Origin of the sequence: Faecalibacterium gallinarum, from assembly GCF_022180365.1 — a bacterium.
GTDB lineage: Bacteria > Bacillota > Clostridia > Oscillospirales > Ruminococcaceae > Faecalibacterium > Faecalibacterium gallinarum.
Map to the genome: position 1 here is coordinate 1 of NZ_BQKV01000013.1, position 23,329 is coordinate 23,329.

A 23,329-nucleotide genomic window follows, 5' to 3' on the forward strand; every position below is an offset into this window, starting at 1 on the left:
GAATCCGCCAAGCTGACACCGGGCGACCGGATGCGGGCTATGATCTACGGCGGCGACCCGGAGTGCATGGCCTTCCTCAAGGCCACTGAATCGGTTGGCTTGAATTTGGATTACGCACAGCGGCGCGGAAAGTTACGGATCGGCTGCATTGGAACCGCTTTTGAAGAATTCAAACGGGTGGGAGCCGACCTTTATAAAGAAGCACTTTCCCTGGTCGTGGCCGCCTGGCAAGGTGATCCTGAGTCCCTGCGGGCCGAAACGATCCAGAGCGTGATCCGCTTCATCGAGCTGTACCGAAATGAATATGACCCCCGGCGTCTGGTCACCCGCCTGCACAAGACCGACCCCCTGACCATCTACCGGGAGGGGCGAGCCATGGGTGTCAACATGGCCGGGTATAAGAAGTACCTCTACCAGGTCTTCTGCATCTACAACGGCAGCAGCAAGAAGAACGTGCTGCCCATGAAGTTCTAACCTGCCATTCTAATCCCCCTTTTTACACAGAAGCCGCCTGTAAATTAACAGACGGCTTCTTACATAATGAAGCACAAGGGGGTGCATAGCCTATGATTCCCAAGAACTGGCGATACAGCCGGGGTGACATCTACTACGCCAACATGGACCCCAATGTTGGCTCCGAGCAGGGCGGAGAGAGGCCGGTAGTGGTGCTGCAAAATGACGCGGGTAATAAACATTCGCCCACACTCATTATTGCCACCCTTACATCCAGGGTGGACAAAAAGCGTCACCTGCCCACCCACGTCCTGCTGGACCACAACCCGGGACTGAAAGTTCCGTCTATCGTACAGCTGGAACAAATCTTCACCATTGACAAGCGCCGCGTACAGCGGTTCGCCGGTCAGACCAGTGAAGAAGAGATGAAGCAGATCGAGACGGCCATAAAGATCAGCCTGGGGATGAGCTGAGAGGAGGAATGCAGAGAAAATGTCTGGAAAGTCTCTTTCCCTTCGGGTGGATGGATATGAAGTCCTGGCCACCTTTGCGGATACACCAAATAGAACCATCACCCATCACCTGAAGCAGATTCTGATGGCATCCTTTGTGAATAACACCTCCAGAACTGCCTCTGGCGACATCCTTGCAACGGTCTCAAAACGGCGATACAATCAAGACGGTGATTATCACTGTGCACCTTGAAAACTGCATAGGATTCGTATTGATGCATCTTCCTTTTGACCGTATAACAAAATGAAAGGAAGAAAGATCATGGAAAATAGAGTTTGCACATTGTATCGCGTATCCACTGATAAGCAGGTGGACCACAACGATAAAAACCAGGCCGACATTCCCATGCAGCGGAAAGCCTGCCATGCCTTCTGTGAAAGGATGGGCTGGGTGATTGTTCATGAGGAGCAGGAGGAAGGTGTCTCCGGCCACAAAGTCCGGGCGGAAAACCGGGACAAGCTGCAAATCATCAAGAATCTGGCCAAGCAGAAGAAGTTTGATATCCTGCTGGTCTTCATGTTTGACCGGATTGGCCGTATTGCAGATGAGACACCATTCGTGGTGGAATGGTTCGTTAAGAATGGAATCAAAGTGTGGAGTACCCAGGAAGGGGAGCAGCGTTTTGACAGCCATACAGATAAACTTACCAATTACATACGGTTCTGGCAGGCAGACGGAGAGAGCGAAAAGACCTCGATCCGTACCAAGACCGCCCTGGGACAGCTCGTCGAGGCGGGCGGATTCAAGGGCGGGCTTGCCCCGTATGGTTATGACCTGGTAAAAAGCGGCCACTTCAACAAGCGCAAACATGAACTGTACGAACTGGTGGTCAATGAGGCCGAGGCCGCTGTGGTTCGGATTATCTTTGACAAATATGTCCATTCGGGCTATGGGGCACAGCGCATCGCTACTTACCTGAACAATCTGGGTTATCGGGCCAGAACAGGGAAGATGTGGCACCACGCCAGTATCCGCGGCATCGTCTGTAATCTGACTTATACGGGGGTCCTGCGGTGCGGCGAAAGCCGTTCCCAGGAGTTGCCCCATTTGCAAATCATTGAGCCGGAACTGTTTGAAGCCGTCCAACGGATTCGTACCAACCGTGCCAATGAAGCAGAGCGTACCGTTCCCCGTAACATCGGGGGGCAGTCGCTTCTGTCTGGCAATGTATTCTGTGGACACTGTGGGGCAAGGCTGTCCCTGACCACCAACGGTAAATCCTATCCCTGTAAAGAAGATCCCCACCGTGTGGTCAAAAGGATACGGTATATCTGTTACGGCAAAACCCGCAAGCAAACGGACTGCAATGGCCAGACAGGCTATACAGCCCACATTCTGGACGGCATCATCGACAAACTGGTGCGTCAGATCTTTGCAAAGATGAAGGCGGTCCCCAGAAGCGAGATTGTCGGCATCCGTTACCAGGAAAAGATGGCAGAGCGGAAAAACTTGCTCCAAAGTGTCCGGGCGGATTACACCAAGGCCGCCAATGAGCTGGATATGCTGAAAGCAGAGATCATCAAGGCTCTGCGCGGAGAAAGCGCCTTTCCAAAAGAACTGCTGGGAACGATGATCTCTGAGTCGGAAGCAAAATGCGCCAAGCTGCAAAAACAGTTTGAGGATGCTCAGGCTGCTTATGAAGAAGGGCAGAGCCTTCTTCGATCTTTAGAAAAACAGTACAACAATGTGATCTCCTGGGCGGAGATATATGACACAGCTGACCTGGAGACAAAGAAAATGATTGTCAACTGCCTGATCCGTCGGATCGAAGTCTATCGGGGCTACAAACTGCATGTTGATTTCAACATCGACTTTACCCAGTTTGATCTGGGGCTGGATATGATAGAAGTAGCCACGTAAAAGAAAAAAATCCGCTTCCTTTCGGAAACGGATTTCTTTTGGTGGAGATAAGCGGGATCGAACCGCTGACCTCTTGAATGCCATTCAAGCGCTCTCCCAGCTGAGCTATACCCCCAAATAAATGTGATGATTCAATTTTGACGGAGGTGTCGCTGCACGCATGAACCGCGCTCCCAGCTGAGCTATACCCCCATATTTGGTTTTCTGTGGCCTTGTCTCTGGGGTGTTCCCCCTGGCGACGTTGGTTATTATAGCAGAGGTTCTGCTCTTTGTCAACCATTATTTTCAAAATAAAACAGAAAAATCTATCCGATTCATAAAAACAAAGATAATACGAGGCTTTTTGTGAGAAAAATTCGTCCCGAACCCCGGCCCCCCGGCGGAGCAGTCTCTTAAAAAGAGCCCCCAGCCCCGCAAAATAAAAAGGGCAGACCCCTTTTTCGGGGGTCTGCCTCGGTTGGTCTTAGGGGATGTGCCACGAAAAAAGCCCTCCCGGGCAAAACTTGCCGGGAGGGCGGCTGCGGTTTTAGAGCTTAGCGGGGGAATCAGGCCACCACGTTCCGGCCAGCGATCCGGCCAAAGACCACCAGGTCGGTGATGGCGTTGCCGCCCAGACGGTTGGTGCCGTGGATGCCGCCGGTCACCTCGCCGGCTGCGTACAGGCCGGGGATGGGGTTGCCGTCGGTGTCCAGAACCTGGGCGTCGGTGTTGATGGTCAGGCCGCCCATGGTGTGGTGGGCGCTGGGGATCACCTTCTGGATGTAGAAGGGGCCCTCAGCCAGAGTGCGCAGGGCGCCGCCGCGGTTAAAGTCCTCGTCCACGCCGTCGGCGATGGAAGCATTGTAGGCGTCCACGGTGGCTTTCAGGGCGGCGGGGTCGATGCCGTAGTGCTTGGCTGCGTCCTCGATGGACTCGGCCACATACAGCAGGTCATCCTTCTGCCACTGCTCGAACTCCTTGCTGTGCTCCTGGGTCATGTTGCCCACGGTCTCCACTTCCTGGCCCCAGAGCAGGTAGGCGTAGCCGTCGGGCTGGTCCAGGATGGCGTTGGAGATCACGTCCCGGCGGCCCATCTCGTCGATGAAGCGCTGGCCCTGGTTGTTCACCAGGATGGCGCCGTCAAAGCGGGAGTTGGCCACATAAGAAATGATGCCGGTCAGGGGGTTGCAGGTGGGGTAGACCTGGATCCACTCCATGTCCCGGACACCGGCGCCGATGGCCTGGGCCATCTTGATGCCGTCGCCGGTGCTGGCCTGGGTGGCGGTGGTCATGAACCGCTCGTCGTAGTTGGGGTTGTACTGCTTGCGCATCTCCACATCGGAGGCGAAGCCGCCGGTGGTCAGGATCACGCCCTTGGAGGCGTTAAAGACGACGGTTTTGCCGTTGTTCTCGGCCTTGACGGCGGTGACGCGGCCGTTGGTCACCACCAGCTCGGTGCCGCGGGTGTTGTAGAAGATCTCAACGCCCTTCTTCTCGGCCTCGGCCTGGAGCTTGGAGATCATCTCCACGCCCTTGTTGCCAATGGGGATCAGAGCGCGGGGGACCGAGTGGCCGCCGAACTGCTGGACGCGGTCGGTCATGAACTCCACGTGGATCTCGTCCATCAGCCAGTCGGCGTCGGCCAGAGCGTTCTCGGCCATCACACGGACCAGCGCGGGGTCGGCCAGGTTGTCGCCGCCCTTGAGGGTGTCCTCATAGAAGGACTCCACCGAGTCCTCGATGCCCATGGCGATCTGCTGACGGCTGCCGGGGACGTTCAGGCCGCCGCCGGACACCAGGGTGTTGCCGCCGGTGGCAGGGGTCTTTTCCAGCACAGCCACGCTGGCGCCCGACTGGACAGCCTCCACAGCGGCCACCAGGCCGGCGCCGCCTGCGCCCACGATCACAACGTCGTAGGTGTAGCTGTCTTCCAGCTCCTCGGACGAAGCCGCGGCGCTGGACTCGGCGGCAAAGTAGGCGTCGTCAGCGCCGGCTTCCCGCAGAGCCTTCTGGACGGCCTCTTTCAGGCCGTTGCTGGAATTGGTGGCGCCTGCGACGGCGTCCACGTTGGTGGTGTTGTGGCTGACCATGGTCTCGATCAGAGTCTCCATGGCGGTGTCACCCAGACCCTTGGTCTCGATGCTGTCGGTCACGGTCACGCCGGCCAGTTTGCCGTCCTTGACGGTGACTTCCACGGCGATGGGGCCGTTGTTGCCGTTGGCTTCGCCGGTATAAGTACCGTCCGCAAGAGCCGCGGCGCTGGCGCTGGTGCTGGAGGCGGCCACAGAGCTTGCGGGTGCCTTGCCGCAGGCCGCCAGGGACAGCAGCATTGCAGCGGTGAGAATCCATGCAGATAATTTTTTCATGTCGGTATTTCCTCCTTTGCTGTTAATTATATCACAAACGATGATTTTGGCATTTTCAAAAAAACGGCAGGCTGTTCAATATTTTGAAGCCGGGCCGTTTTTCTTAAAACTCCTGGGTCAAAACCGGCGGGGAATATGATATGATAGAAAAAACGCCGGAAAAAGGAGAAACCAGGATGCAGAAGCTGTCGGACAAAATCCTGAAAAATGTGCGGGCCGTGATTTTTGCGGCCATGGTGGTGCTGATCGGCCTCTGCTTTGCGGTGACCATGCTGATGGTCCGCCCTCGGATCGACACCCTGTTCACCGCCGTAGCCCAGACCAAGGCCGGGGCCATCGACTACTTCCTCAACCGGCGGCTGAAGGAGCTTGCCCTGCTGCGCCAGGTCTACCAGCCCCAGGGCAGCACCCGGGAGAACCTCGACGCCTTCGACACCTACGGCCGGATGCTGGGGGTCTATGCCTCCCTGGGCCTGGTGGACGAGGAGGGGGTGGTCCACACCACCAGCGGGGCCAGCTTTTCCATCCGGGAGCGGGACTACTACCAAAAGGCCCTGGTCAGCCGGGAGCCCTATGTCCTCTCCGAGGTCCTTTTCTCCCGGGAGGACAACGAGCCCATCGTCATTGTGCTGATGCCCCTCGAGGACGGGCGGTTTTTCAGTGCGGCCATCGGGGCGCAGTATGTGGTGGAAGTGATGGAGGGCAGCACGCCCTTCCCCGCCGTCACCCGGCTGATCGGCCCCGGCGGCCAGACCGACCTTGAGACCGGGCCGCTGCCCTGGCAGGCCCGCACCTACCTGGCCCAAGTACCGGTCCACCCCGGCTGGCAGCTGGAAATCGGGGTCAGCCCCCTCTATGTGGACGCCATCTTCTACCTGCTGGGGGGCTTTCTGCTGGCGGGGTTCGGGCTGATGTATCAGGGGTTGAACCGGGCCCTCACCCGGCGGGTGGAGGCGGAGCTCCGCCCCCTGGAAGCCATCGCCCGGGACATGGCGGCCACCGATCTCACCGACCCGAAACCCCTTGAGATCGACGCCCACAGCGCCGAGACCGCCGGGATTCTCGCGGGGTACAACACCCTCCGCCAGCGGATCGCGGCCCTGCTGGAGACGGTCCAGGCCGAGCAGAAGAGCCGGATGGAGAGCGACTATCAGGCCCTTCTGGAACAGATCAAACCCCATTTCCTTTATAACACGTTAGAGACCATCCAGGTGATGGCCCTGGACTATGAGGACGACCGGATCGGGGACGCTTTGGGGCTGTTGGGCCGGTACTTCCGGCTCTCTTTGGCGGATGGGGCCCAGCTGGTGCCCCTGGACCATGAGCTGGAACTGGTCCGCACCTATGTGCAGCTCCAAAAACTGCGGTACGGGGAGCGGCTGCATCTCAAGATTCAGGCCGAGCTTCGCCCCGGGGAGTACACCGTTCTTAAGTTTATTTTGCAGCCGGTGGTGGAAAACGCCCTCTACCACGGTATTAAGCTGCTGCCCCAGGGTGGCACCATCACCGTCCGGCTGACGGAGGAAGAGGGCTGGCTCCTGATCCGGGTGGAAAACCCCTGCCCGGAGCCGGACACCGCCCGGCTGGACGAGCTGGCCCGGGCCCTGGAAACCGGGCAGAAACTGCCGGGGAGCAACGGGCTGTACAACGTCAACCAGCGCCTGCGGCTGCGCTATGGCCGCCAGTGCCTCTTTGTGGACTATGGCGGAGGGCAAGTCCAGGTGGAGATCCGATTGAAACAGGAGGAGTGCCATGAATATCCTGATCGTGGATGACGAACCGATGATCCGGGCCGGAATCCGGAAACGGCTGGACAAATACGGATTTTTCTACGATGCTCTTTATGAGGCGGAGGACGGCCAGCAGGGGCGGAAGATCCTGGAAACGGACAAGATCGACATTGCCTTTGTGGACATCAATATGCCCCACATGACCGGCCTGGAACTGATCCGCCAGAACCGGCAGCAGGGGGTGGCTTTTGTGGTGGTGAGCGGCTACGATACCTTTGACTATGTGAAATCCGCCTGGAAATTGGGGGTCCACAACTACCTGCTGAAACCCATCGACCGGGTGGAGTTTGTGGAGACCCTGCGGGAGCTCTACGCCGCCAAGAGCAGCGGGAATATGCTGGACAAAATCCTGGAGAACATCCGCCGGAACTGCCTGGACCCGGCCTACTCCTTGACGGCGGCCCGCCAGCAGCTGGATTGCAGCGAGAGCTACATCTGCCGCACCCTGAAAAACGAGCGGAATACCGGGTTCAACGAGCTGGTGAACCAGTACCGGATCGACGCCGCCAAGCGCTGGATCGACGAGGCCCAGGGGCGGGTGCTGATTAAGGACCTGGCCCGGAGAGCCGGGTTCAACTCCCAGCAGTATTTCAGCGTGGTGTTTAAAAAGTACGAGGGGGTCACCCCCGCCCAGTACATCCAGCAGGCGGGCCGTCTGGTGTTGAAAGAAGGCCAGCCCGACCCCGAAACCGAGGAGTGAATAAGCAAAAAGAAAAGGGATGCCAGACTGTGTCTGACATCCCTTTTTGCGCCCTTTGGCGCCGGAGGGTTCGGGCTGATTTGGGTCAGCCCTGTGTGAGAGAGAAAAGAGAGAAATGTGAAACGCAAGTTTAGCCGATCTCGTACCACTTGATCTCGTTGGCTTCCAGATGGAGGTCGAAGCTGTGGCCGTCGGTGGTGTAAACGGTGGTGTCCTGGGGCTGGTAGGTGTTGTTCACCACGCAGTATTTGTGGTTGGCCACATAGGCGTGGACCTCCACATTGTAGTTGGAGCTGAACCAGGTGTGGAGCTGGTCCTCGCTGTGGCTGCTCCAGAGGATGGCCCGGTAGAGGGCGCGGCTGTTGACGAAGCTGTAGGGCAGGCCGCTGATGTAGACCGCCCGGCCCTGGCCGAAGTCGTGGGCCGCCAGCTGGACCTCCTTGTCCCGCTGGATCAGCACCTGGGCGTCCTCCAGGGCGTAGATGCTCTTCTGGCCCTCGCCGAAGTCCATGTCCTGATTGGGGCAGTCCGCCAGGATGAAGTGGTCCCGGTGCTCGTCCCAGTTGTACTTGTCGTAGTTGAGGGTGCAGCCGGTCTCTTTCTCCACGCCCAGAACCCCGGCCAGCTGGAGGAACCGGCCCTGGTACTGGTGGCCGGAGGGCTCGCCCACGCCGATCAGGCCGCCGCCGTTCCAGACGAATTTCTTGACCGCTGCGGCGATCTCGGGGTCCTCCCACCAGCGGCCGCCGGTGTGGGCGGTGTCGGCGTCGCCCACGTTGATCAGGACGTCGATCTTTTCCAGCAGATGGGGGTCGGCCTTGATGTCCTCAAAGCTGATGAACTGGACATCGAAGGGGGCGCCGCTCAACGCCTCGATGACCCCGGCGTAGCTGTAATTCTTCTTATAGTAGAGGGCGTGGTGGACCATGTGGCAGCCCCAGGCCCGCATCTTGCCCCAGCAGTTCAGCACCGCTACCCGCTTGAAACAGTAGGGGGTGGTGCCCTTGATGTTGTCGTACAGCTCCCGGAACTCGTCGCAGACGCTCTGGACGTAGTCGATGAACTCGGGGAACTGGAGGGCCAGTTTCAGGTAGCCGCCGTAGCCGATCCGGTCAATGGGTTTGCGCAGGATGGCCCGCCGTGCGGTGACCCAGTTTTCCTTGGCCTCACGGACCGGGTCGCCCCCCTCGTGGAAGGTGTCGGGGAAGAAGTAGGGCAGGAATCGGCCCTCGGTGTACTTGACCCCCTCGATGTCCGAGATCAGCCGCAGGGTGGAGCCGTTGCCCACGCTGCCCACCACGGCGTCCAGGCCGATGGACTTGAACTCGGGCATAAAGGGCTCGGTGCCGATCCAGTGGTCGCCCAGGAACATCATGGCTTCGCAGCCGCACTCGTGGGTGATCTCCACCATCTCTTTGGCCAGCTTTGCCACCTCCCGGCGCTGGAAAGCCTGGAAGTCTTTATACTCCTTGCTGGGCACCCGGTACTGGTTGTTGTAGTAGCCCTGGTCGATGATGTACTCGGGGCGGAACTTGTAGCCCACTTCCCGCTCGAACTGCTCCAGAATGTAGGGGCTCACCGAGGCGGAGTAGCCGTACCAGTCCACGTACTTCTCCCGCTTCAGCTCATCGAAGATGAGGGTGAACTGGTGGAAGAAGGTGGTGTACCGGATGACGTTGACGTAGGGGTGCTCCTGGATGAACTTGCGCAGCCGCTCCATGGAGTACTTGTGGGTCTTGGGCTGGCGGACGTCGAAGGTGATCTGGTGCTCAAAGTTGGTCCAGCCGTTGGTGGTGGCGTTGTACATGTGGACGGGGTCCCAGATCAGGTAGGCCAGAAAACTCACGGTGTACTCGTGGAAAGGCACCGCCTGGACGGTGACGCTGCCGTCGGCGTAGCTCCACTGGCTGGGGGGCACCGGCTGGCCGGTGGTGCGGTCCATGACCTCCCACCAGCGGGTGATGTCGTCCCGGGTGTTCACCTCCATCAGCTCGGGGCTGATCCCCTTCATCAGGGGGATGGTGACGGTGTCGCCATGGGCGGTGTAAAAGCCGGTCATGATGTAGCACTGCTGGATCTCGTCGGGGTTGGCTTTGGCCCAGGCGTTGTCCTTGCGGGTGGTGTAGTAGGTGGAGTAAATCTTGGCGTCGGCGTCCCGCAGCTGCTGGGGGAAATCGGTGCCGTCGCAGTCACGGATGGCGTCTGCACCCCATTTTTTCAGGATTTCCAGGGTTTCGGGCACTACATCCAGGTCGGTGGGGATGGTTACGCGCCCTTTTTTCTGTGTATCGTTCATGGTTTGCTCCTTTATTCTTTTCCGTATTTCCGGTGAGGGTTATCTGCTCTGGAAGGGCCGGTTATAGATGTAGAGGGCCGCCAGCAGCAGCGCCACGCCCAGGACCATAATCCCCAGACCCGCCAGCTGGCCGGTCATCTGCCAGCCGTTGACCACCAGCACCATCGCCAGGACAAACAGCACCGCAATCAGCACGATGCGCAGAACGGGATGTTCTTTCCAAAATTCCATGGTGTCGCCTCCTTTAGCCCTTCAGGCCGCCCACGGTCATGCCCTGGGTCAGCTGTTTCTGTACGCAGATGTAGAGGATCAGGGTGGGCAGCATCACCAGCACCAGACCGGCGTACATGGTGCCGTACTGGGCGGCGCTCTGCTGGGCCTGCATCAGGTTCAAAAGGCCCACCGGCAGGGTGCGGGGTGCGCTGGTGGAGCTCATCAGGGTCATGGAGATGATGTACTCGTTCCAGAAAGAGAGGAAGTTGAACAGGATGATGGTGATGATGGAGGGTTTCGCCATAGGGAAGATGATCTTGACCATGGCGGAGAAGTAACCCGCGCCGTCGATGTAGGCGGCCTCCTCGAAATCATGGGGCAGGGTGGCGAAGTAGCCCGACAGCAGATAGATGGTGAAGGGAAGGGCCGTGGCGGCGTAGACCACCGCCAGCACCACCAGGTTGTTCAAGAGGAAACCCGAGCCGAAGACATTCTTCAGCCAGGTGTCGCCGTCCCGCAGCATCAGGAAGATGGGCACCACAATGTAGTTGACGTTGATGAACAGGCCCGCCATGAACAGGGTGTTCAGCAGCCCGCTGCCCCGGAAGTGGAACCGGGACAGGCAGTAGGCGGCGGGCAGGGCGATCACCAGCAAAAGCGCCAGGGCCAGGGCGGTAACCATCACCGAGTTGAGCATATACTGGCCCATCTTGGCGCCGTTCCATGCGTTGACGAAGTTCTGCCAGTAGAATCCCATGGGCAGGGACCAGGGGTTGCCGTAGAACTCGGAGTTCTGTTTGATGGAGGCCATAAAGACCCAGGCCACCGGCACCAGGATGGTCACCGCCAGCAGGATCAGGACCAGGTAGATAAAGAATTTGTACAGCCCCTCGGCCGAGCGGGGGGTCTTTTGTTCCTGAGTGTGTTCCATAGGGGTTTCTCCTTAAAATTCCAGGGGCTCACGGCTGGTGGCCTTGTTGACACAGGCGGACAGGGCAAACGAGAACAGGAAGATCACCACGCCGATGGCCATGCTGTAACCGTACAGACCAGCGTTCTTCTGGCTGTACATGTAGTTCAGGGCCACGTCCGACGCGCCGTTGGGGCCGCCGCTGGTCATGGCAGTGACGAACAGGAAAGCCATGTTGATGGTGGAGATGATGAAGAAGGTCAAAGTGGTGCGGATGTTGGTCCAGATCAGGGGGATGGTGATCTGGAAGAACTGGGTCAGCCGGCCGGCGCCGTCCAAGTTGGCGCTCTCGTACAGGCTGGCGGGCACCGAGGCCATGGAGGCCATGTACATCACCATATAGTAGCCCACGGCCTGCCAGACCATGGCGATGATCAGGGAGGGGATGACCAGGCTCTCACCCTTCCAGAGGATGGGGTTGGTCATATCCCGGAACAGGCCGATGATGCTGTTCAGCATACCGTTTTCGGGCTTGTAGATGGCCGAGAAGATGCCCGAGATAACGACCACCGAGAGGATGTTGGGGATGTAGAACACCACGCGGAAGAAGTTCTGGCCCTTGATTTTTTCCCGGGTGAGGATGGCCGCGAACACCAGCGCAAAGGCGAAAGTGACGATGGTGACCACCACCACCAGCAGAATCATGTTCTGCATCGAGCGGATGAACTGGGCGTCGTGGATCAGCTGCTGGAAGTTTTTCAGCCCCACGAAGGTTTCTTCGGGGGAGTAGGCTCCCCGCTCGTACAGCGACATCCGGAAGACGTTCAGGGTGGGCAGGATCATGAAGATGAAAAACAGGATCGTCGCCGGCGCGACGCACAGCACCAGAAAGCGGCTGCGGCGCTTATTGGACTTCATAAAGGGAACCGCTCCTTTCAAAGTAAAAGCGGAGGCGGTTTAACCGCCTCCGCTGGGCAAGTCATTCTTGCAGGGGAGGGTAGATTACTCCACCAGATTGGCGCGCATCTGGTCGCTGGCCGACTTGATGCCGTCGATCCAATCCTGCTCGGTGATGCTGCCGGAGACCAGAGAGTTGACGGGGTCAAAGAAGACGGTGCGGACCTCGATGCCGGGGATGGCGGTGAAGGCGGCGAAGTTGCCCATGGCTGCCTTGGCGCCGTTGTCGTAGATGGAGTAGAACAGCTGGTTGTCGCCTTCCAGGCTGTCGGCGATGCCCAGAACGGGCTGGATGGCGCCGGACTCAGCGAAGAGCTCGCAGGCCACGTCGCTGTACAGGAAAGCCACGAACTGCTTGGCGGCGTCGATGTGCTCGGCGCCGGAGGGGATCCAGGCCTGCTCAAACCAGGTGTAGCTGTACCGGTCGCCGCCCTCCTTGACAGCGGGCAGGGCGGTCATGCCCCACTCGAAGCCCTCGGCGCGGGGAGCCTCGGCCATCTCGCCCACGATCCAGGTGCCGTTGGGCATGAACAGGGCCTTGTTGTCCAGCACCAGCTGCTGGTTCTGGGTGAAGTCCTGGTCGTTGGCCTGGGCAGGGGTGATGGGGTTGGTGTAGGTGGCCAGCTTGGCGACGATGTCGAAGCAGGTCTGAGCCTCGGGGGTGTCCCAGATGCCCTCGGCGTAGTGGGTGGCTTTCTCGAAGAACTCGGGGCCGCCGGCGACGTACATCAGAGCGTAGAAGAATGCGTCAAAGTAGCCGGTGGTGGGGTAAGTAAACAGGTAGGTGCCGGCAGCCAGAGCGGCGTCGCCCAGCTCCCACATCTCGTCCCAGGTCTGGGGGACTTCCCAGCCGTTCTCCGCCAGGAAAGCGGCGTTGTAGAACAGGCCGCAGGGGCTGTAGAACATGGGGGCCAGATAGGTCTTGCCGTCGTTGTAGGGGTTGGTCAGGCTGGTGTCGGTGAAGCCGCCGGCGATCTTGTCGCTGACCTTGACGCTCTCGCCGGGGACGGTCATGCTCAGCACGTCGGTGATGTCGGCGATCAGGTTGCCCTTGATGAACTGCTCGGTCAGGGCAGCCTCGCGGCCGGTGGCCAGGTGGATCACGTCGGGGTAATCGCCGCCCTGCATGGAGGGGCCGATCACGTCTTCCAGGTTCTTGTCGGTGGTCAGCTCGACGGCGATGCCGGTCTGCTCGGTGAAGGCCTCGGCGACCTTCTTCCACATCTCGGAGCCGTAGGCGGTCTCGATGGCGGCGACCTTGATGGTGGTGGCCGCGGCGGCGCCGGAGGAGGCGGCGCCCGAAGCAGCGGTGGTGCTGGAGGCGCTGCCGCCGCAGGCGGCCAGGCCCAGGGCAGCGGCGCCGGCGCCCACGATCTTGATAAAGTTGCGACGAGAAATGCGTTTCATAATGTATCCTCCCAAGATGAAAGTTCCTGTACCTTGCAGGGGCGGGCGGCTGCACAGGCTCAGCCGGTTCCGCCCGATCTCTGAACCCAATATAGAAGATTTTTGCTCTGCCCACAAGCGCTTTCTTGTTCCGTTTTTTATAAATCTTGCTGTAAGTTAAACCGATTGTCCTACGATCGCGGTTTTTGATAAAAAGAAAACGTTTTCTACCCGCAGAAGGGGAGTATTTACAAAATAATTACAGATTAAGGAAATTTTTTTGCCCATCCCGGCAGGAAAAAGCCCTTGCAAAACGCCGCTCCAATCCCTATAATAAAACCAGATTCCAGGGCTGCCCACCCGAAAACGGAACAAACACGGGTTGAAATCTTGCTTTATATTTTATAAATCTTGCGCAATCTTTTTAGAAAAATGCACTGGAAGGTTAAAATCCAGCAGGAGGTACCCCCATGAGCACCGACCGTTTTGACATCAGCTATGCCCCCGCCCCGCGGGAGACCTTTCGGCTTTTGTACATCAGCAAGAGCCGATTCGGCGGCGACTGGAACAGCACCGCCCACACCCATTCCTGCACCGAGCTGTTTTACTGCCTCAGCGGGGAGGGACAGTTCTACATCAGCGGCCATCATTACCCGGTCCAGCCCGACGATCTGGTGATCGTCAACCCCCAGGTGGAGCACACCGAGCTGAGCCTGAACGCCGCCCCCCTGGAATATGTGGTGCTGGGAATTTCGGGCATCGAGCTTCTTTTCGGCAAAGCGGACGCCCCCTATGCCATCCTGAACTGCCGGGAACAGCGGGAGCGGCTGTGCTCCCTGCTCCATATGCTGCTGGCCGAGGCGGACCACAGTCTGGACGGCTACGAGACGGTCTGCCAGGACCTGCTGGAGGTGCTGCTGATCTGGCTGGTGCGCAGCTCCACCCTCTCCCTCCAGATCCAAAAGACGGATACTCGGTCCGAAAACCGGGAGTGCGCCGAGATCAAGCGGTATATCGACGTCAACTACCGGGAGAACATCACCCTGGACAAGCTGGCGGATCTGGCCCACATCAATAAGTATTATCTGGCCCATACCTTTCAGAAAGAGTACGGGGTGTCGCCCATCACCTACCTGAGCCGCCGGAGGATCGAGGAGAGCAAGTATCTTCTGGGCAACACCGGCCACACCCTGGCCCAGGTGAGTGAGCTATTGGGATTTTCCTCCCCCAGCTATTTTTCCCAGTGTTTCCGCAAGGCGGAGGGGATCAGCCCCAACGAGTACCGCCGCCAGGTGCGTCAGGGCCAGCGCCCGGCCTCTGCCGCCCCCCGCACCAAAGGGCCAGATCGTTAAACCCGCACGGAACAATGAGCAATGGGGAATGAAAGCGACGCCGCGACGCAGGTTTTATACGGGCCCCAAACCCTTGGGAGTTCGCAGGGGCTGCGACTGCCGCGGCATCCCACCTTTCGGTTCCCGCGCAGCGTACGGCGCGAACAAACCCCCGTCGCATCAAATGTCGATGCGGCGGGGTTTCTGTTATGGGATGGGGGGTCTCAGGCCCCGATGGCGTTGCCGGTGTAGAGCTGGTAGTACCGGCCCTTCTTGGCGATCAGCTCGTCGTGGCTGCCCCGCTCGATGATCCGGCCCTGTTCCAGGACCATGATGCAGTCGGAGTTCTTGACGGTGGAGAGCCGGTGGGCGATGACGAAGGTGGTCCGCCCGGTCATCAGGGCGTCCATGCCCGCCTGGACCAGGGTCTCGGTCCGGGTGTCAATGGAGCTGGTGGCCTCGTCCAGGATCAGCACCGGCGGGTCGGCCACCGCCGCCCGGGCGATGGCCAGCAGCTGCCGCTGGCCCTGGCTGAGGTTGGCGCCGTCGCCGGTGAGCAGGGTGTTGTAGCCGTTGGGCAGACGGCGGATGAAGTCGTCGGCGTTGGCCAGCCGGGCTGCGTCTTCTTTCCTTTATAAAGAGCTGACCCGTTCTTCCATGGTCTGCCTCTGCGCCGGGGATCACCCGCTGGCGGGCCGGGCCGAGGTTTCGCCCGAGGATCTGCGGAAGGTGCCGCTGGTTTTGCCGGCGCCCTCCCAGGTGCCGCCCGCCGTCCATCTCCAGCACCAGGCTCTGCTGGGGGATCGCCCGCCCTTTGAAATTTATTTCTGCGACACGGTGGACGCCATGGCTGTCCTGACGGCGTCGGGCTATGGGGTGTCGGTGCTGCCGGATCTGCTGGTGCCCGACCTCCCGGGGCTCTGCCAGATCCCCCTGAAAGGGAGCCAGCCGGTTTCCTTTGGGCTTTACTATAAGACGGTAAAGGGCCGCCCCCTGGTCAAAGCCTTTCTCGCCGCGGCCCAGAAAACCTGGCCCGGCCCAGGGAGAGGGGAGGAACCCGGCCCCGGCCGAGAAAAAATGAAGGTTACTTGACTTTCTCAAATGCTGCGGTATTATCTTTTTTATTGGATGAAACGAAAAAAGCCCGCTGCGGGGCGGGCAAAACCCTGGGGGGAAGTTTGTGGAACTGATTTTGCGGTATATGAAAAAGTATTCGGCCCGGATTGCCCAGTCCATGGGGATCAAGCTGCTGGGGGCGGTGACCGAGCTGATGATCCCCTATATCCTGGAGCATTTGATCGACGAGGTGGTGCCCCTGGGCCAGCTGGGCCAGGCGGTGCTCTGGGGCGGGCTGATGATCCTCACCGCCCTGGCCACCCGCCAGCTGAACATTGCGGCCAACCGGATCGCGGTGGACAACGCCCACAACGTCTCCTATGACATCCGGCAGGACCTGTTCACCCGGACGGCCAACCTCTCGGGGGCCCAGTTCGACCGGTTCGGCCTGCCCAGCCTCATCAGCCGGATGACCAGCGACAGCTATAACGTCCAGTCCTGCGTCCAGTCTCTTCAGACCATGTGCATCCGGATGCCCATCCTGCTGTTGGGGGGCATCGGGGTCACCATGGCCATGGACCCGGTCCTCTCGGGGATTCTCTGCGTCATTGTGCCGGTGCTGATCGTGGTGATTCTGGCGGTCTCCCGGTATGGCATCCCTCTCTACCGCAAGGTGCAGGAAAAACTGGACGACGTGGTCCGGATCATGCGGGAGGATATCACCGGCATCCGGGTGGTAAAAGCCCTCTCCAAAACCGAATACGAGAAGGGCCGGTTTGGGGCGGCCAACGATGCCATGACCCGGGCCGACATCAAGGCCAGCGTGATTATGGCCATCCCCGGCCCCCTGATGCAGATGTGCCTGAACATCGGCCTGACCCTGGTGGTCTGGATCGGCGCCGCCCGGGTGAACAACGGCCAGATCAAGCCCGGGGTGATCCTGGCCTTTTTGACCTATTTTAATATGGTGATGCAGGGGGTCATGGGGATCAACCGGATCTTTATGATGATCAGCAAGGCCTCCGCTTCGGCCAACCGGATCGGCCAGGTGCTGGCTGCCCCCATCGACCAGAAGGTTCTGCCCCCCGAAGAGGCCAAAAAGCCCGCCGGAGACGAGTTCATCCGGTTTGAGCACGTGACCTTCAGCTACCACGACGGCGCCGAGGGCTCGGTGGAAGAAAGCCGGCGGGAACAGTGCCTCTACGACATCAGCTTTGCCCTCAAGAAAGGGGAGAGCCTGGGGATCATTGGGCCCACCGGCTGCGGCAAGACCACCATCATCAACCTGCTGATGCGGTTCTACGATGTGGAAAAGGGCGGCGTCTTTGTGGACGGCCGGGACGTGCGCAGCTATGAAAAAGACGAGCTCCGGCGCAAGTTCGGGGTGGTGTTCCAGAACGACATGGTCTTTTACAATACCCTGCGGGAGAACATCCGGTTTGGCCGGGCGCTGAACGACGCCGACCTGATGCGGGCGGTGGAGGACGCCGTGGCCGCTGAATATGTGGACTCTCTGGAAGAGGGGCTGGACTACCAGGCCGACATCAAGGGGGGCAACCTCTCGGGCGGGCAGAAGCAGCGGCTGCTGATCTCCCGGGCCCTGGCGGGACACCCCGAGATCCTGGTGCTGGACGACTCCTCTTCGGCGCTGGACTATAAGACCGACGCCGCCCTGCGGAAAGCCATCTTTGAGCGGTATCAGGACTCCACCACCATTATGATCGCCCAGCGGGTCAGCTCCATCCAGAATATGACCCACATTCTGGTACTGGAGAGCGGCCGCTGCATCGGATACGGCACCCATCAAGAGCTGCTGGAGAGCTGCCCGGCCTACCGGGAGATCTACCAGGCCCAGATGGGCGCCCTGGCCTGAGGAAAGGAGGAGATTGGAATGCCGCCGAGAGGACCCCGCGTAAAAGCAGAAAAACCCCGGGACGCCCGGGGCACCCTGACCCGCACCCTGCGCTATATGGTGGATTATCGGTATCTGGTGCTGGTGCTGCTGGTCTGCACCTTTGCCAGCAACGTCGGCAACCTGCTGGGCCCCTCCTTTGCGGGCAAAGCCATCGGCGCAGCGGTGGGGCAGGGCCAGGTGGATTTTGCCACCGTGGCCCACTACGCCAAATGGATGCTGGCCGCCTATCTGTTCAGCAACATCATGTCCTTCCTGGTCAACCAGGGGATGATGCTCATGGGCCGCCGGGTGGCCAACCGGATGCGCCGGGACGTGTTCCACAAGCTGATGGTGCTGCCGGTGAGCTACTTCGACCGCAACCAGGCGGGCGACATCATCAGCAGGGTCTCCTACGACATCGACGTGGTAACCACCAGCCTTTCCTCCGACCTGGTCCAGATTATGACCAGCGTTGTAACGGTGGTGGGCTCCCTTTTGATGATGTGCATCATCTCGCCCCCCATGACCCTCTGCCTCTTTGTCACGGTGCCCCTGGCGGTGGGGTTCACCCGGTACATGGGCAAGCGGACGAGGCCCCTTTATTCCCAGCGGAGCGCGGCCTACGGCAAGATGAACGGCTATGTGGAGGAGATGTTCTCGGGCCAGAAAACCATCCTGGCCTATGCCTATGAGAACGACGTCTGCGCCGAGTTCAGCGGCATCAATCACGAGGCCGCCGACGCCTACTGCGCCGCCGACACCCTGGGCATGACCACCGGCCCCACCGTCAACATGATCAACAACCTGGGGCTTTCCCTCATCGGCCTGCTGGGGGCCATCCTCTATATGTTCGGCCTGGCGGGGATGGAACAGATCTCGGCCTTCGTTCTCTACTCCCGCAAGTTCAGCGGCCCCATCAACGAGATCGCCAACATCATCAACGAGATCTATTCGGCCCTGGCGGCGGCGGAGCGGATCTTCGCCCTGCTGGACCAGCCCGAGGAGACCGCCGACCTGCCCGGCGCCCAGGCCCTCACCGATGTGAAAGGGGAGGTGGAGGCCCGGCACGTGAGCTTTGGGTATCTGCCGGGGCGGACGGTGCTCCACGACCTGAGCCTGAAAGCCGAGCCCGGCCAGACCATCGCCATTGTGGGCCACACCGGCGCGGGCAAAACCACCATCATCAACCTGCTGATGCGGTTCTATGACGTGGATTCCGGCGAGATCCGGGTGGACGGCAAGGAGCTCCACCAGCTGACCCGCAGCTCCCTCCGCCGGGCCTACGCCATGGTCTTGCAGGATACCTGGGTCTTCCGGGGGACCATCTTCGAGAACATCGCCTACGGCAAGGAGGGGGCCACCCGGGAGGAAGTCATCGCCGCCGCCAAGGCCGCCCGGATCCACGACTATATCATGCAGCTGCCCGACGGCTACGACACCATCATCAGCGAGGACGGCGGCAACATCAGCAAAGGCCAGAAACAGCTTTTGACCATCGCCCGGGCCATGCTCTACGACACCCAGATGCTGATCCTGGACGAGGCCACCAGCAACGTGGACACCAACACCGAGCAGAAGGTCCAAAAAGCCATGCAGGAATTGATGCGGGGCAAAACCTCCTTTGTCATCGCCCACCGGCTTTCCACCATCCAGAACGCCGACAAGATTCTGGTGATGGAACACGGGGACGTGATGGAGCAGGGGACCCACGCCCAGTTGATGGCCCAAAAGGGCGTCTATTATAAACTCTACGCCTCCCAGTTTGAATAAAACCCGGGCAGAATTCTATTTCACCCAAACAAAAAAAGCTCCGGGCCTGCGGCATTTCTGCCGGGGCCCGGGGCTTTCTACGTTATGAGGCACTCGGTCCAGGGGCGGACCTGTGTACATTTGGGGCACAAAGCGGTAAAATAGGGGCAGGATAGCTTTACCCTGGGAGGAACAAACGCCATGAAATGGGATATTTCAAAACTGCAATGGACCAGAGAGCCGGAACACTGCCGGATCACCCCGGAGGAGATCGAGATCACCACAAAACCCCACACGGATTTGTGGCAGCGCACCTATTATCATTTCCGCAACGACAACGCGCCGGTGCTCCAGATGAAAACCAGCGAGCCGTTCTTTTCGTTTGTGGTCAAGACCGAGTTTGGCGGCAGCCATCACCGGTTCGACCAGTGCGGCGTTGTGGTTTACCTGGACAGCGAAAACTGGATCAAGGGTTCGGTGGAGTACGAAAACGACCAGTTCCAGCACCTGGGCAGCGTGGTGACCAACCACGGCTATTCGGACTGGGCCACCACCGAGATTGACGCGGGCATTAAAACCATGTGGTATCGCCTGAGCCGGAGGGAAGACGATTTCCGGATCGAGTGCTCGGAAGACGGGGTCACCTACCGGCAGATCCGGATCTGCCACCTCTGGGAGGGGCAGGGGGAGATCGCCTTCGGGATCTACGCCTGCAGCCCGGAGGATTCCTCTTTTACGGCCCGGTTTACCCGGATGGAAATGACCGGGTGCCGGTGGCTGGCCCACGACGGCCAGGCCCCGGACGCCGACCTTTGAGCGGGGGAGCGTTTGATTTGACATTTCCCCGGGTTTGCTGCATGATAAAATAAAACACCTTTTGGCCCTTCGGCTCTGCGGTGTTCGCCGCCTCCCGGAACAGGGGCGGATGAAGGGCGCAGAGCAAGGGGCCTGGCGGGAAAAATGGAGGAAATCCAAAATGGTTCAATGGGATCTGCACGCGGCACTGGCCCCGGGGGAGGCGCCGGCAGGGGAAGCCCCCGGCGCACTGCTTCTTTTTACCTCGGAGGAACTTTCCCACAAGGCCGCCCAGGCCAACCGGGAGGAACGGATCTGCCATACCCCCCTGGCCCGGGACGCCCGGGTCTGCAAGGCGGAGGCGAGAAGGGAATTTCTCAACGGGACCATCGTAACCCCCCGAAAGGCCAAAAACGGGGAGACCATCGCGTTTGGGTACCTGCTGGCCCGGGAGCTGGTGGTTCTGTGCGATGATACCGGGACGGTGCACTCCATGGTGCAGCACCTGCGGAAAGAAAACCCCCAGAGAGATTACAGCGCCGGCAGCTTTTTCTATGCGCTGTTGGAACTGCTGGTGGAAAAGGACCTGCGCCATCTGGAAAGCCTGGAAGACCGGCTCTCTCAAATCGAGGAGCAGGTTTCGGCGGGCCAGCTGGACAGCTTTAATGCAAAGATGATGGGCCTGCGGAAAGAGATTTCCCGCTGGATCAAGTACTATACCCAGATGGAAGAGCTGGTCTGCGAACTGGAGGAGAGCGGGGTGTTTTCCGATCAGGAGACCCAGCTGTTCCATCGGGTGGAAAAGCGGATCAGCCGCCTGCTGGGGGAGGCCAAGGCGCTCCGGGAATATGGTTTGCAGCTGCGGGAGATGTTCCAGGCCGAAATGGACCTCCAGCAGAATCAGATCATGAAGATCCTGACCATTGTCACGACGATTTTCCTCCCCCTTTCCCTCCTGGCAGGGTGGTATGGGATGAACTTCTCCGGCATGCCGGAGCTGACCTGGAAATATGGCTACCCGGCGATGATCTGCATCAGCGCCTTGATTATGCTGTTGTCTCTTTATCTCATGAAAAAGAAGAAATTCTGGTAAAAGGGTTCCCAGGACCAAAAAAGCAGTGCCTCCCCGGTGGGGGGAGCACTGCCTTTTTTATGGGTAAATTGAATATAGGGCGGCTTGGCCCGGAGGAATCACCGGCCCATCAGGGCGTTTAAAATGTCCTGGCCGGAGCTCAGAGCCCCTTCAATGAACTCCTGGCCGGCGCGGACCGAGGCCTCAATGACCGAGGCCAGGCCCCCTTTGCCCCCGAAGATGCTCAGGATCCCGCGGGCTGCAAGGCTGCCTGCCACCAGAAGGATGGCGGCGCCGCCTACAGCCACAACGGCCTTGACGGCTGTCTCGGCAGCGGTGCCGCCGGTGGTGCCGGCCAGCTCCTCCTTCGTCATGAGAGCGTAATCTGCGGGGAAATGGATGGTCTGTTTTGCGTTCATGGTTTCTTTCTCCTTTTTCGTTCCGATTGAAATACGATGTATCGCCGAGGAAACGGATTAGTCCTTAAACCCTTTGGTCAGAGGAATCAGCATCAGCAGGCCTGCAATGCCCACCAGACCGATTACAATGCCCGAGACCATCTGGCCAAACACCATGGTCATGCACATTCCGATCCCCAGAAAAAGCGCGCCGATCACGGCGACCAGGATCGTTTCCACGGTTTTAACGCTCAGATGGATGGGCGGCTTGCCCTCCATCCGGCGCCAGATGAGCAGGGCGGCCAGCAAAACCGCCAGGCCAACCACGCCGCAGACGATGCCCTGGCGGAACAGCCCCCAGTCTTCGATCAGCGCCATGCACATCCCCAGGGCAAAGAACACGATGCCGATGGTCCCTAAAATCATAGCCGCAAAATTACTCTTTTTCATCTCATTTTCCTCCGGTCAGTTCTCTTGGATGTGGGTTGGATCTTCCGGGTGGGCTTCTTCGGTTTTTTCGAGGAAGCGGTCTACAAAGGCGTTCTCCACCTTTTTGTAGGCGCCCACAGCCCCCTGCTGGATTTTGGCGTAGGCGCGGACAGCCTGCTCTCCGGTTTTCCCCGTCTTTAAACGGTAGCCCGAGGGGCTGTCCGGGTCCTCTTGCAAAAATTTCTCGGCAAACGCCTGCTCGGTTTTTTGGTAGGTGTCCAGGACTTTCCGGCCTAGCCTGCCCGGTTTTAAACGATATTCCGCCATGATGTTTTGGCCTCCTTTGCATCGCGGTTTCTGTGCTTGCAAGAGGGATGAAGAAAATGGGCACCACAGGGTGAGCTGCCCGGTATACAACTTTTGGCCCCATCAATAATTGGCAGGGGGCCTGACAGATCATCTGTCAGGCCCCCTGCCTTTGGTAGAAAAGAATAGTCAAATTGGAGGAAAGGTCAATCCTGATGGGAACAGTCTTTGTTCTCCTTGTCTATGCCATCGTCTATATCGGGAAGATATTGATAGAACACCTTTTTCTCAAGGACCCACCGGGCAAACAGCGCATATCCGGCAGGTGCCAGAAGGATCAGCGGCGGGCAGAATGCTGTCAGTAGGCCGAACGCAGCCAGCACCACCAAAAGCAGCAGACTTTTGTCAAAATGGAGCAATGCCATGGCACCGGACTGCAACACCGTCTTTTTGACCGGGTCGTCGAATCTTGCCACATAGGCTGCGTTGTAGATCATCCAGGCCAGCCCACAGGTACTCAGCACCGTAAAAATGATCCAGAGATTACCCGTCGCTGCCTGTTGCCCCTTGAGGTAATGGGTCATAAAGCAGTCAGCCAGCAGGATGCTCTCCGGCACTGCCAGAGCAAGAAAGCTCAAAGTTGCCTGTCGGAAGCTCCGGCGGTAGGCCCGGAAAAATTCCTCGCTGACCGTTCCCCGGTCCTCAATTAGGGACTTGTTCACTGCATAATAGAGGGCTGTGCTGGAAATGCCCAAGGTAAACAGCGGCAGGCTTCCTATTAGCCACAGCAGGCTGAGAATCACCATATCCGCAACCCGGGTTAAGAAACGGAACAGAGGGGCATCCAGGTCGAAAAAGTCATTCATAGGGTATCAC

The 23,329-nt window shown here is 59.3% G+C and carries 22 protein-coding genes, 1 tRNA gene and 1 pseudogene; 12 read left to right on the plus strand and 12 right to left on the minus strand.

Going from position 1 to position 23,329, the window contains the following annotated elements; translation table 11 throughout:
* The 4 genes from JCM17207_RS01210 to JCM17207_RS01225 all read left to right on the plus strand — a co-directional run.
* The coding region (locus JCM17207_RS01210) for a DUF6551 family protein (RefSeq protein ID WP_373871902.1) at window positions 1-474 on the plus strand (474 nt) is incomplete at its 5' end.
* Window positions 475-566: 92 nt separating this feature from the next.
* A complete protein-coding gene (locus JCM17207_RS01215; protein WP_087246604.1) occupies window positions 567-926 on the plus strand; it encodes a type II toxin-antitoxin system PemK/MazF family toxin in 360 nt (119 codons plus the stop codon).
* 19 nt (window positions 927-945) lie between these two features.
* On the plus strand, window positions 946-1,158 hold the full coding sequence (locus tag JCM17207_RS01220) for a hypothetical protein (protein WP_087365495.1): 213 nt from the start codon (window positions 946-948) through the stop codon (window positions 1,156-1,158).
* Window positions 1,159-1,227: 69 nt separating this feature from the next.
* A complete protein-coding gene (locus JCM17207_RS01225) occupies window positions 1,228-2,826 on the plus strand; it encodes a recombinase family protein (protein ID WP_238315627.1) in 1,599 nt (532 codons plus the stop codon).
* Between the two features lie 39 nt (window positions 2,827-2,865).
* Here JCM17207_RS01225 and JCM17207_RS01230 read toward each other — a convergent pair.
* Together JCM17207_RS01230 and JCM17207_RS01235 are read right to left on the minus strand one after the other, a co-directional pair.
* Window positions 2,866-2,941 (minus strand) — tRNA-Ala (locus JCM17207_RS01230).
* A 430-nt stretch (window positions 2,942-3,371) separates the two neighbouring features.
* Window positions 3,372-5,171 (minus strand): flavocytochrome c, encoded by a 1,800-nt coding sequence (locus JCM17207_RS01235; RefSeq protein WP_238315632.1) that lies wholly within the window; start codon window positions 5,169-5,171, stop codon window positions 3,372-3,374.
* Between the two features lie 176 nt (window positions 5,172-5,347).
* Here JCM17207_RS01235 and JCM17207_RS01240 point away from each other — a divergent pair, with 176 nt between their 5' ends.
* Both JCM17207_RS01240 and JCM17207_RS01245 read left to right on the plus strand, forming a co-directional pair.
* Window positions 5,348-6,946, plus strand: coding sequence for a histidine kinase (locus JCM17207_RS01240; protein WP_238315638.1), 1,599 nt, complete (start codon window positions 5,348-5,350; stop codon window positions 6,944-6,946).
* Window positions 6,924-7,661, plus strand: coding sequence for a response regulator transcription factor (locus tag JCM17207_RS01245; protein ID WP_238315644.1), 738 nt, complete (start codon window positions 6,924-6,926; stop codon window positions 7,659-7,661). Before JCM17207_RS01240 ends, JCM17207_RS01245 begins: the two co-directional genes overlap by 23 nt.
* 130 nt (window positions 7,662-7,791) lie before the next feature.
* On the opposite strand, the gene gnpA is transcribed toward JCM17207_RS01245, so the two are convergent.
* The 5 genes from gnpA to JCM17207_RS01270 all read right to left on the minus strand — a co-directional run bounded on the left by gnpA (window position 7,792) and on the right by JCM17207_RS01270 (window position 13,444).
* Complete coding sequence (gnpA, locus tag JCM17207_RS01250) at window positions 7,792-9,957, minus strand: 1,3-beta-galactosyl-N-acetylhexosamine phosphorylase (protein ID WP_238315646.1); 2,166 nt, start codon at window positions 9,955-9,957, stop codon at window positions 7,792-7,794.
* Window positions 9,958-9,996: 39 nt separating this feature from the next.
* Complete coding sequence (locus tag JCM17207_RS01255) at window positions 9,997-10,188, minus strand: DUF6903 family protein (RefSeq protein ID WP_238315648.1); 192 nt, start codon at window positions 10,186-10,188, stop codon at window positions 9,997-9,999.
* 13 nt (window positions 10,189-10,201) lie between these two features.
* Window positions 10,202-11,101, minus strand: a complete 900-nt coding sequence (locus tag JCM17207_RS01260; RefSeq protein WP_238315650.1) for a carbohydrate ABC transporter permease — start codon at window positions 11,099-11,101, stop codon at window positions 10,202-10,204.
* A gap of 12 nt (window positions 11,102-11,113) precedes the next feature.
* Window positions 11,114-11,998 carry a carbohydrate ABC transporter permease gene (locus JCM17207_RS01265; protein ID WP_238315651.1) on the minus strand — a complete coding sequence of 295 codons (885 nt, stop codon included), beginning with the start codon at window positions 11,996-11,998 and terminating at the stop codon, window positions 11,114-11,116.
* Between the two features lie 84 nt (window positions 11,999-12,082).
* Window positions 12,083-13,444, minus strand: a complete 1,362-nt coding sequence (locus tag JCM17207_RS01270) for a carbohydrate ABC transporter substrate-binding protein (RefSeq protein ID WP_238315652.1) — start codon at window positions 13,442-13,444, stop codon at window positions 12,083-12,085.
* Between the two features lie 449 nt (window positions 13,445-13,893).
* On the opposite strand from JCM17207_RS01270, the gene JCM17207_RS01275 reads away from it, so the two are divergent.
* Complete coding sequence (locus JCM17207_RS01275) at window positions 13,894-14,775, plus strand: AraC family transcriptional regulator (RefSeq protein ID WP_238315654.1); 882 nt, start codon at window positions 13,894-13,896, stop codon at window positions 14,773-14,775.
* Window positions 14,776-14,978: 203 nt separating this feature from the next.
* Here the strand turns inward: JCM17207_RS01275 and JCM17207_RS01280 are convergent.
* Window positions 14,979-15,374, minus strand: a pseudogene (locus JCM17207_RS01280) (ATP-binding cassette domain-containing protein); the annotation flags it as partial.
* Window positions 15,375-15,411: 37 nt separating this feature from the next.
* On the opposite strand from JCM17207_RS01280, the gene JCM17207_RS01285 reads away from it, so the two are divergent.
* The 5 genes from JCM17207_RS01285 (at window position 15,412) to JCM17207_RS01305 (ending at window position 21,341) form a co-directional block, all read left to right on the plus strand.
* Window positions 15,412-15,846 (plus strand): LysR family transcriptional regulator substrate-binding protein, encoded by a 435-nt coding sequence (locus JCM17207_RS01285; RefSeq protein ID WP_238315734.1) that lies wholly within the window; start codon window positions 15,412-15,414, stop codon window positions 15,844-15,846.
* A gap of 88 nt (window positions 15,847-15,934) precedes the next feature.
* Window positions 15,935-17,683, plus strand: coding sequence for an ABC transporter ATP-binding protein (locus JCM17207_RS01290; protein WP_238315656.1), 1,749 nt, complete (start codon window positions 15,935-15,937; stop codon window positions 17,681-17,683).
* Between the two features lie 18 nt (window positions 17,684-17,701).
* A complete protein-coding gene (locus tag JCM17207_RS01295) occupies window positions 17,702-19,474 on the plus strand; it encodes an ABC transporter ATP-binding protein (protein ID WP_238315657.1) in 1,773 nt (590 codons plus the stop codon).
* A 180-nt stretch (window positions 19,475-19,654) separates the two neighbouring features.
* Window positions 19,655-20,269: a DUF1349 domain-containing protein gene (locus tag JCM17207_RS01300; RefSeq protein ID WP_238315660.1), complete on the plus strand. Its 615-nt coding sequence runs from the start codon at window positions 19,655-19,657 to the stop codon at window positions 20,267-20,269.
* Between the two features lie 160 nt (window positions 20,270-20,429).
* The gene (locus JCM17207_RS01305; RefSeq protein ID WP_238315662.1) at window positions 20,430-21,341 is read left to right on the plus strand and encodes a magnesium transporter CorA family protein; all 912 of its coding nucleotides are present in this window, start codon (window positions 20,430-20,432) and stop codon (window positions 21,339-21,341) included.
* Between the two features lie 98 nt (window positions 21,342-21,439).
* On the opposite strand, the gene JCM17207_RS01310 is transcribed toward JCM17207_RS01305, so the two are convergent.
* The 4 genes from JCM17207_RS01310 to JCM17207_RS01325 form a co-directional block, all read right to left on the minus strand.
* Window positions 21,440-21,739, minus strand: coding sequence for a hypothetical protein (locus JCM17207_RS01310; protein WP_238315664.1), 300 nt, complete (start codon window positions 21,737-21,739; stop codon window positions 21,440-21,442).
* Between the two features lie 57 nt (window positions 21,740-21,796).
* Window positions 21,797-22,168, minus strand: a complete 372-nt coding sequence (locus JCM17207_RS01315; RefSeq protein WP_238315666.1) for a hypothetical protein — start codon at window positions 22,166-22,168, stop codon at window positions 21,797-21,799.
* Window positions 22,169-22,183: 15 nt separating this feature from the next.
* Window positions 22,184-22,474, minus strand: coding sequence for a hypothetical protein (locus tag JCM17207_RS01320; protein ID WP_238315668.1), 291 nt, complete (start codon window positions 22,472-22,474; stop codon window positions 22,184-22,186).
* Between the two features lie 185 nt (window positions 22,475-22,659).
* On the minus strand, window positions 22,660-23,319 hold the full coding sequence (locus JCM17207_RS01325; protein WP_191426612.1) for a DUF624 domain-containing protein: 660 nt from the start codon (window positions 23,317-23,319) through the stop codon (window positions 22,660-22,662).
* Between the last annotated feature and the right edge of the window lie 10 nt (window positions 23,320-23,329).

What these genes read in the sequence shown, in the direction of transcription:
- JCM17207_RS01315 (WP_238315666.1), bottom strand. Translation starts at nt 22,168, where the DNA reads ATGAAAAAGAGTAATTTTGCGGCTATGATTTTAGGGACCATCGGCATC.
- JCM17207_RS01320 (WP_238315668.1), bottom strand. Translation starts at nt 22,474, where the DNA reads ATGGCGGAATATCGTTTAAAACCGGGCAGGCTAGGCCGGAAAGTCCTG.
- gnpA (WP_238315646.1), bottom strand. Translation starts at nt 9,957, where the DNA reads ATGAACGATACACAGAAAAAAGGGCGCGTAACCATCCCCACCGACCTG.
- JCM17207_RS01235 (WP_238315632.1), bottom strand. Translation starts at nt 5,171, where the DNA reads ATGAAAAAATTATCTGCATGGATTCTCACCGCTGCAATGCTGCTGTCC.
- JCM17207_RS01305 (WP_238315662.1), top strand. Translation starts at nt 20,430, where the DNA reads ATGGTTCAATGGGATCTGCACGCGGCACTGGCCCCGGGGGAGGCGCCG.
- JCM17207_RS01260 (WP_238315650.1), bottom strand. Translation starts at nt 11,101, where the DNA reads ATGGAACACACTCAGGAACAAAAGACCCCCCGCTCGGCCGAGGGGCTG.
- JCM17207_RS01245 (WP_238315644.1), top strand. Translation starts at nt 6,924, where the DNA reads ATGAATATCCTGATCGTGGATGACGAACCGATGATCCGGGCCGGAATC.
- JCM17207_RS01240 (WP_238315638.1), top strand. Translation starts at nt 5,348, where the DNA reads ATGCAGAAGCTGTCGGACAAAATCCTGAAAAATGTGCGGGCCGTGATT.
- JCM17207_RS01225 (WP_238315627.1), top strand. Translation starts at nt 1,228, where the DNA reads ATGGAAAATAGAGTTTGCACATTGTATCGCGTATCCACTGATAAGCAG.
- JCM17207_RS01295 (WP_238315657.1), top strand. Translation starts at nt 17,702, where the DNA reads ATGCCGCCGAGAGGACCCCGCGTAAAAGCAGAAAAACCCCGGGACGCC.
- JCM17207_RS01220 (WP_087365495.1), top strand. Translation starts at nt 946, where the DNA reads ATGTCTGGAAAGTCTCTTTCCCTTCGGGTGGATGGATATGAAGTCCTG.
- JCM17207_RS01270 (WP_238315652.1), bottom strand. Translation starts at nt 13,444, where the DNA reads ATGAAACGCATTTCTCGTCGCAACTTTATCAAGATCGTGGGCGCCGGC.
- JCM17207_RS01325 (WP_191426612.1), bottom strand. Translation starts at nt 23,319, where the DNA reads ATGAATGACTTTTTCGACCTGGATGCCCCTCTGTTCCGTTTCTTAACC.
- JCM17207_RS01285 (WP_238315734.1), top strand. Translation starts at nt 15,412, where the DNA reads ATGGTCTGCCTCTGCGCCGGGGATCACCCGCTGGCGGGCCGGGCCGAG.
- JCM17207_RS01265 (WP_238315651.1), bottom strand. Translation starts at nt 11,998, where the DNA reads ATGAAGTCCAATAAGCGCCGCAGCCGCTTTCTGGTGCTGTGCGTCGCG.
- JCM17207_RS01275 (WP_238315654.1), top strand. Translation starts at nt 13,894, where the DNA reads ATGAGCACCGACCGTTTTGACATCAGCTATGCCCCCGCCCCGCGGGAG.
- JCM17207_RS01300 (WP_238315660.1), top strand. Translation starts at nt 19,655, where the DNA reads ATGAAATGGGATATTTCAAAACTGCAATGGACCAGAGAGCCGGAACAC.
- JCM17207_RS01310 (WP_238315664.1), bottom strand. Translation starts at nt 21,739, where the DNA reads ATGAACGCAAAACAGACCATCCATTTCCCCGCAGATTACGCTCTCATG.
- JCM17207_RS01215 (WP_087246604.1), top strand. Translation starts at nt 567, where the DNA reads ATGATTCCCAAGAACTGGCGATACAGCCGGGGTGACATCTACTACGCC.
- JCM17207_RS01255 (WP_238315648.1), bottom strand. Translation starts at nt 10,188, where the DNA reads ATGGAATTTTGGAAAGAACATCCCGTTCTGCGCATCGTGCTGATTGCG.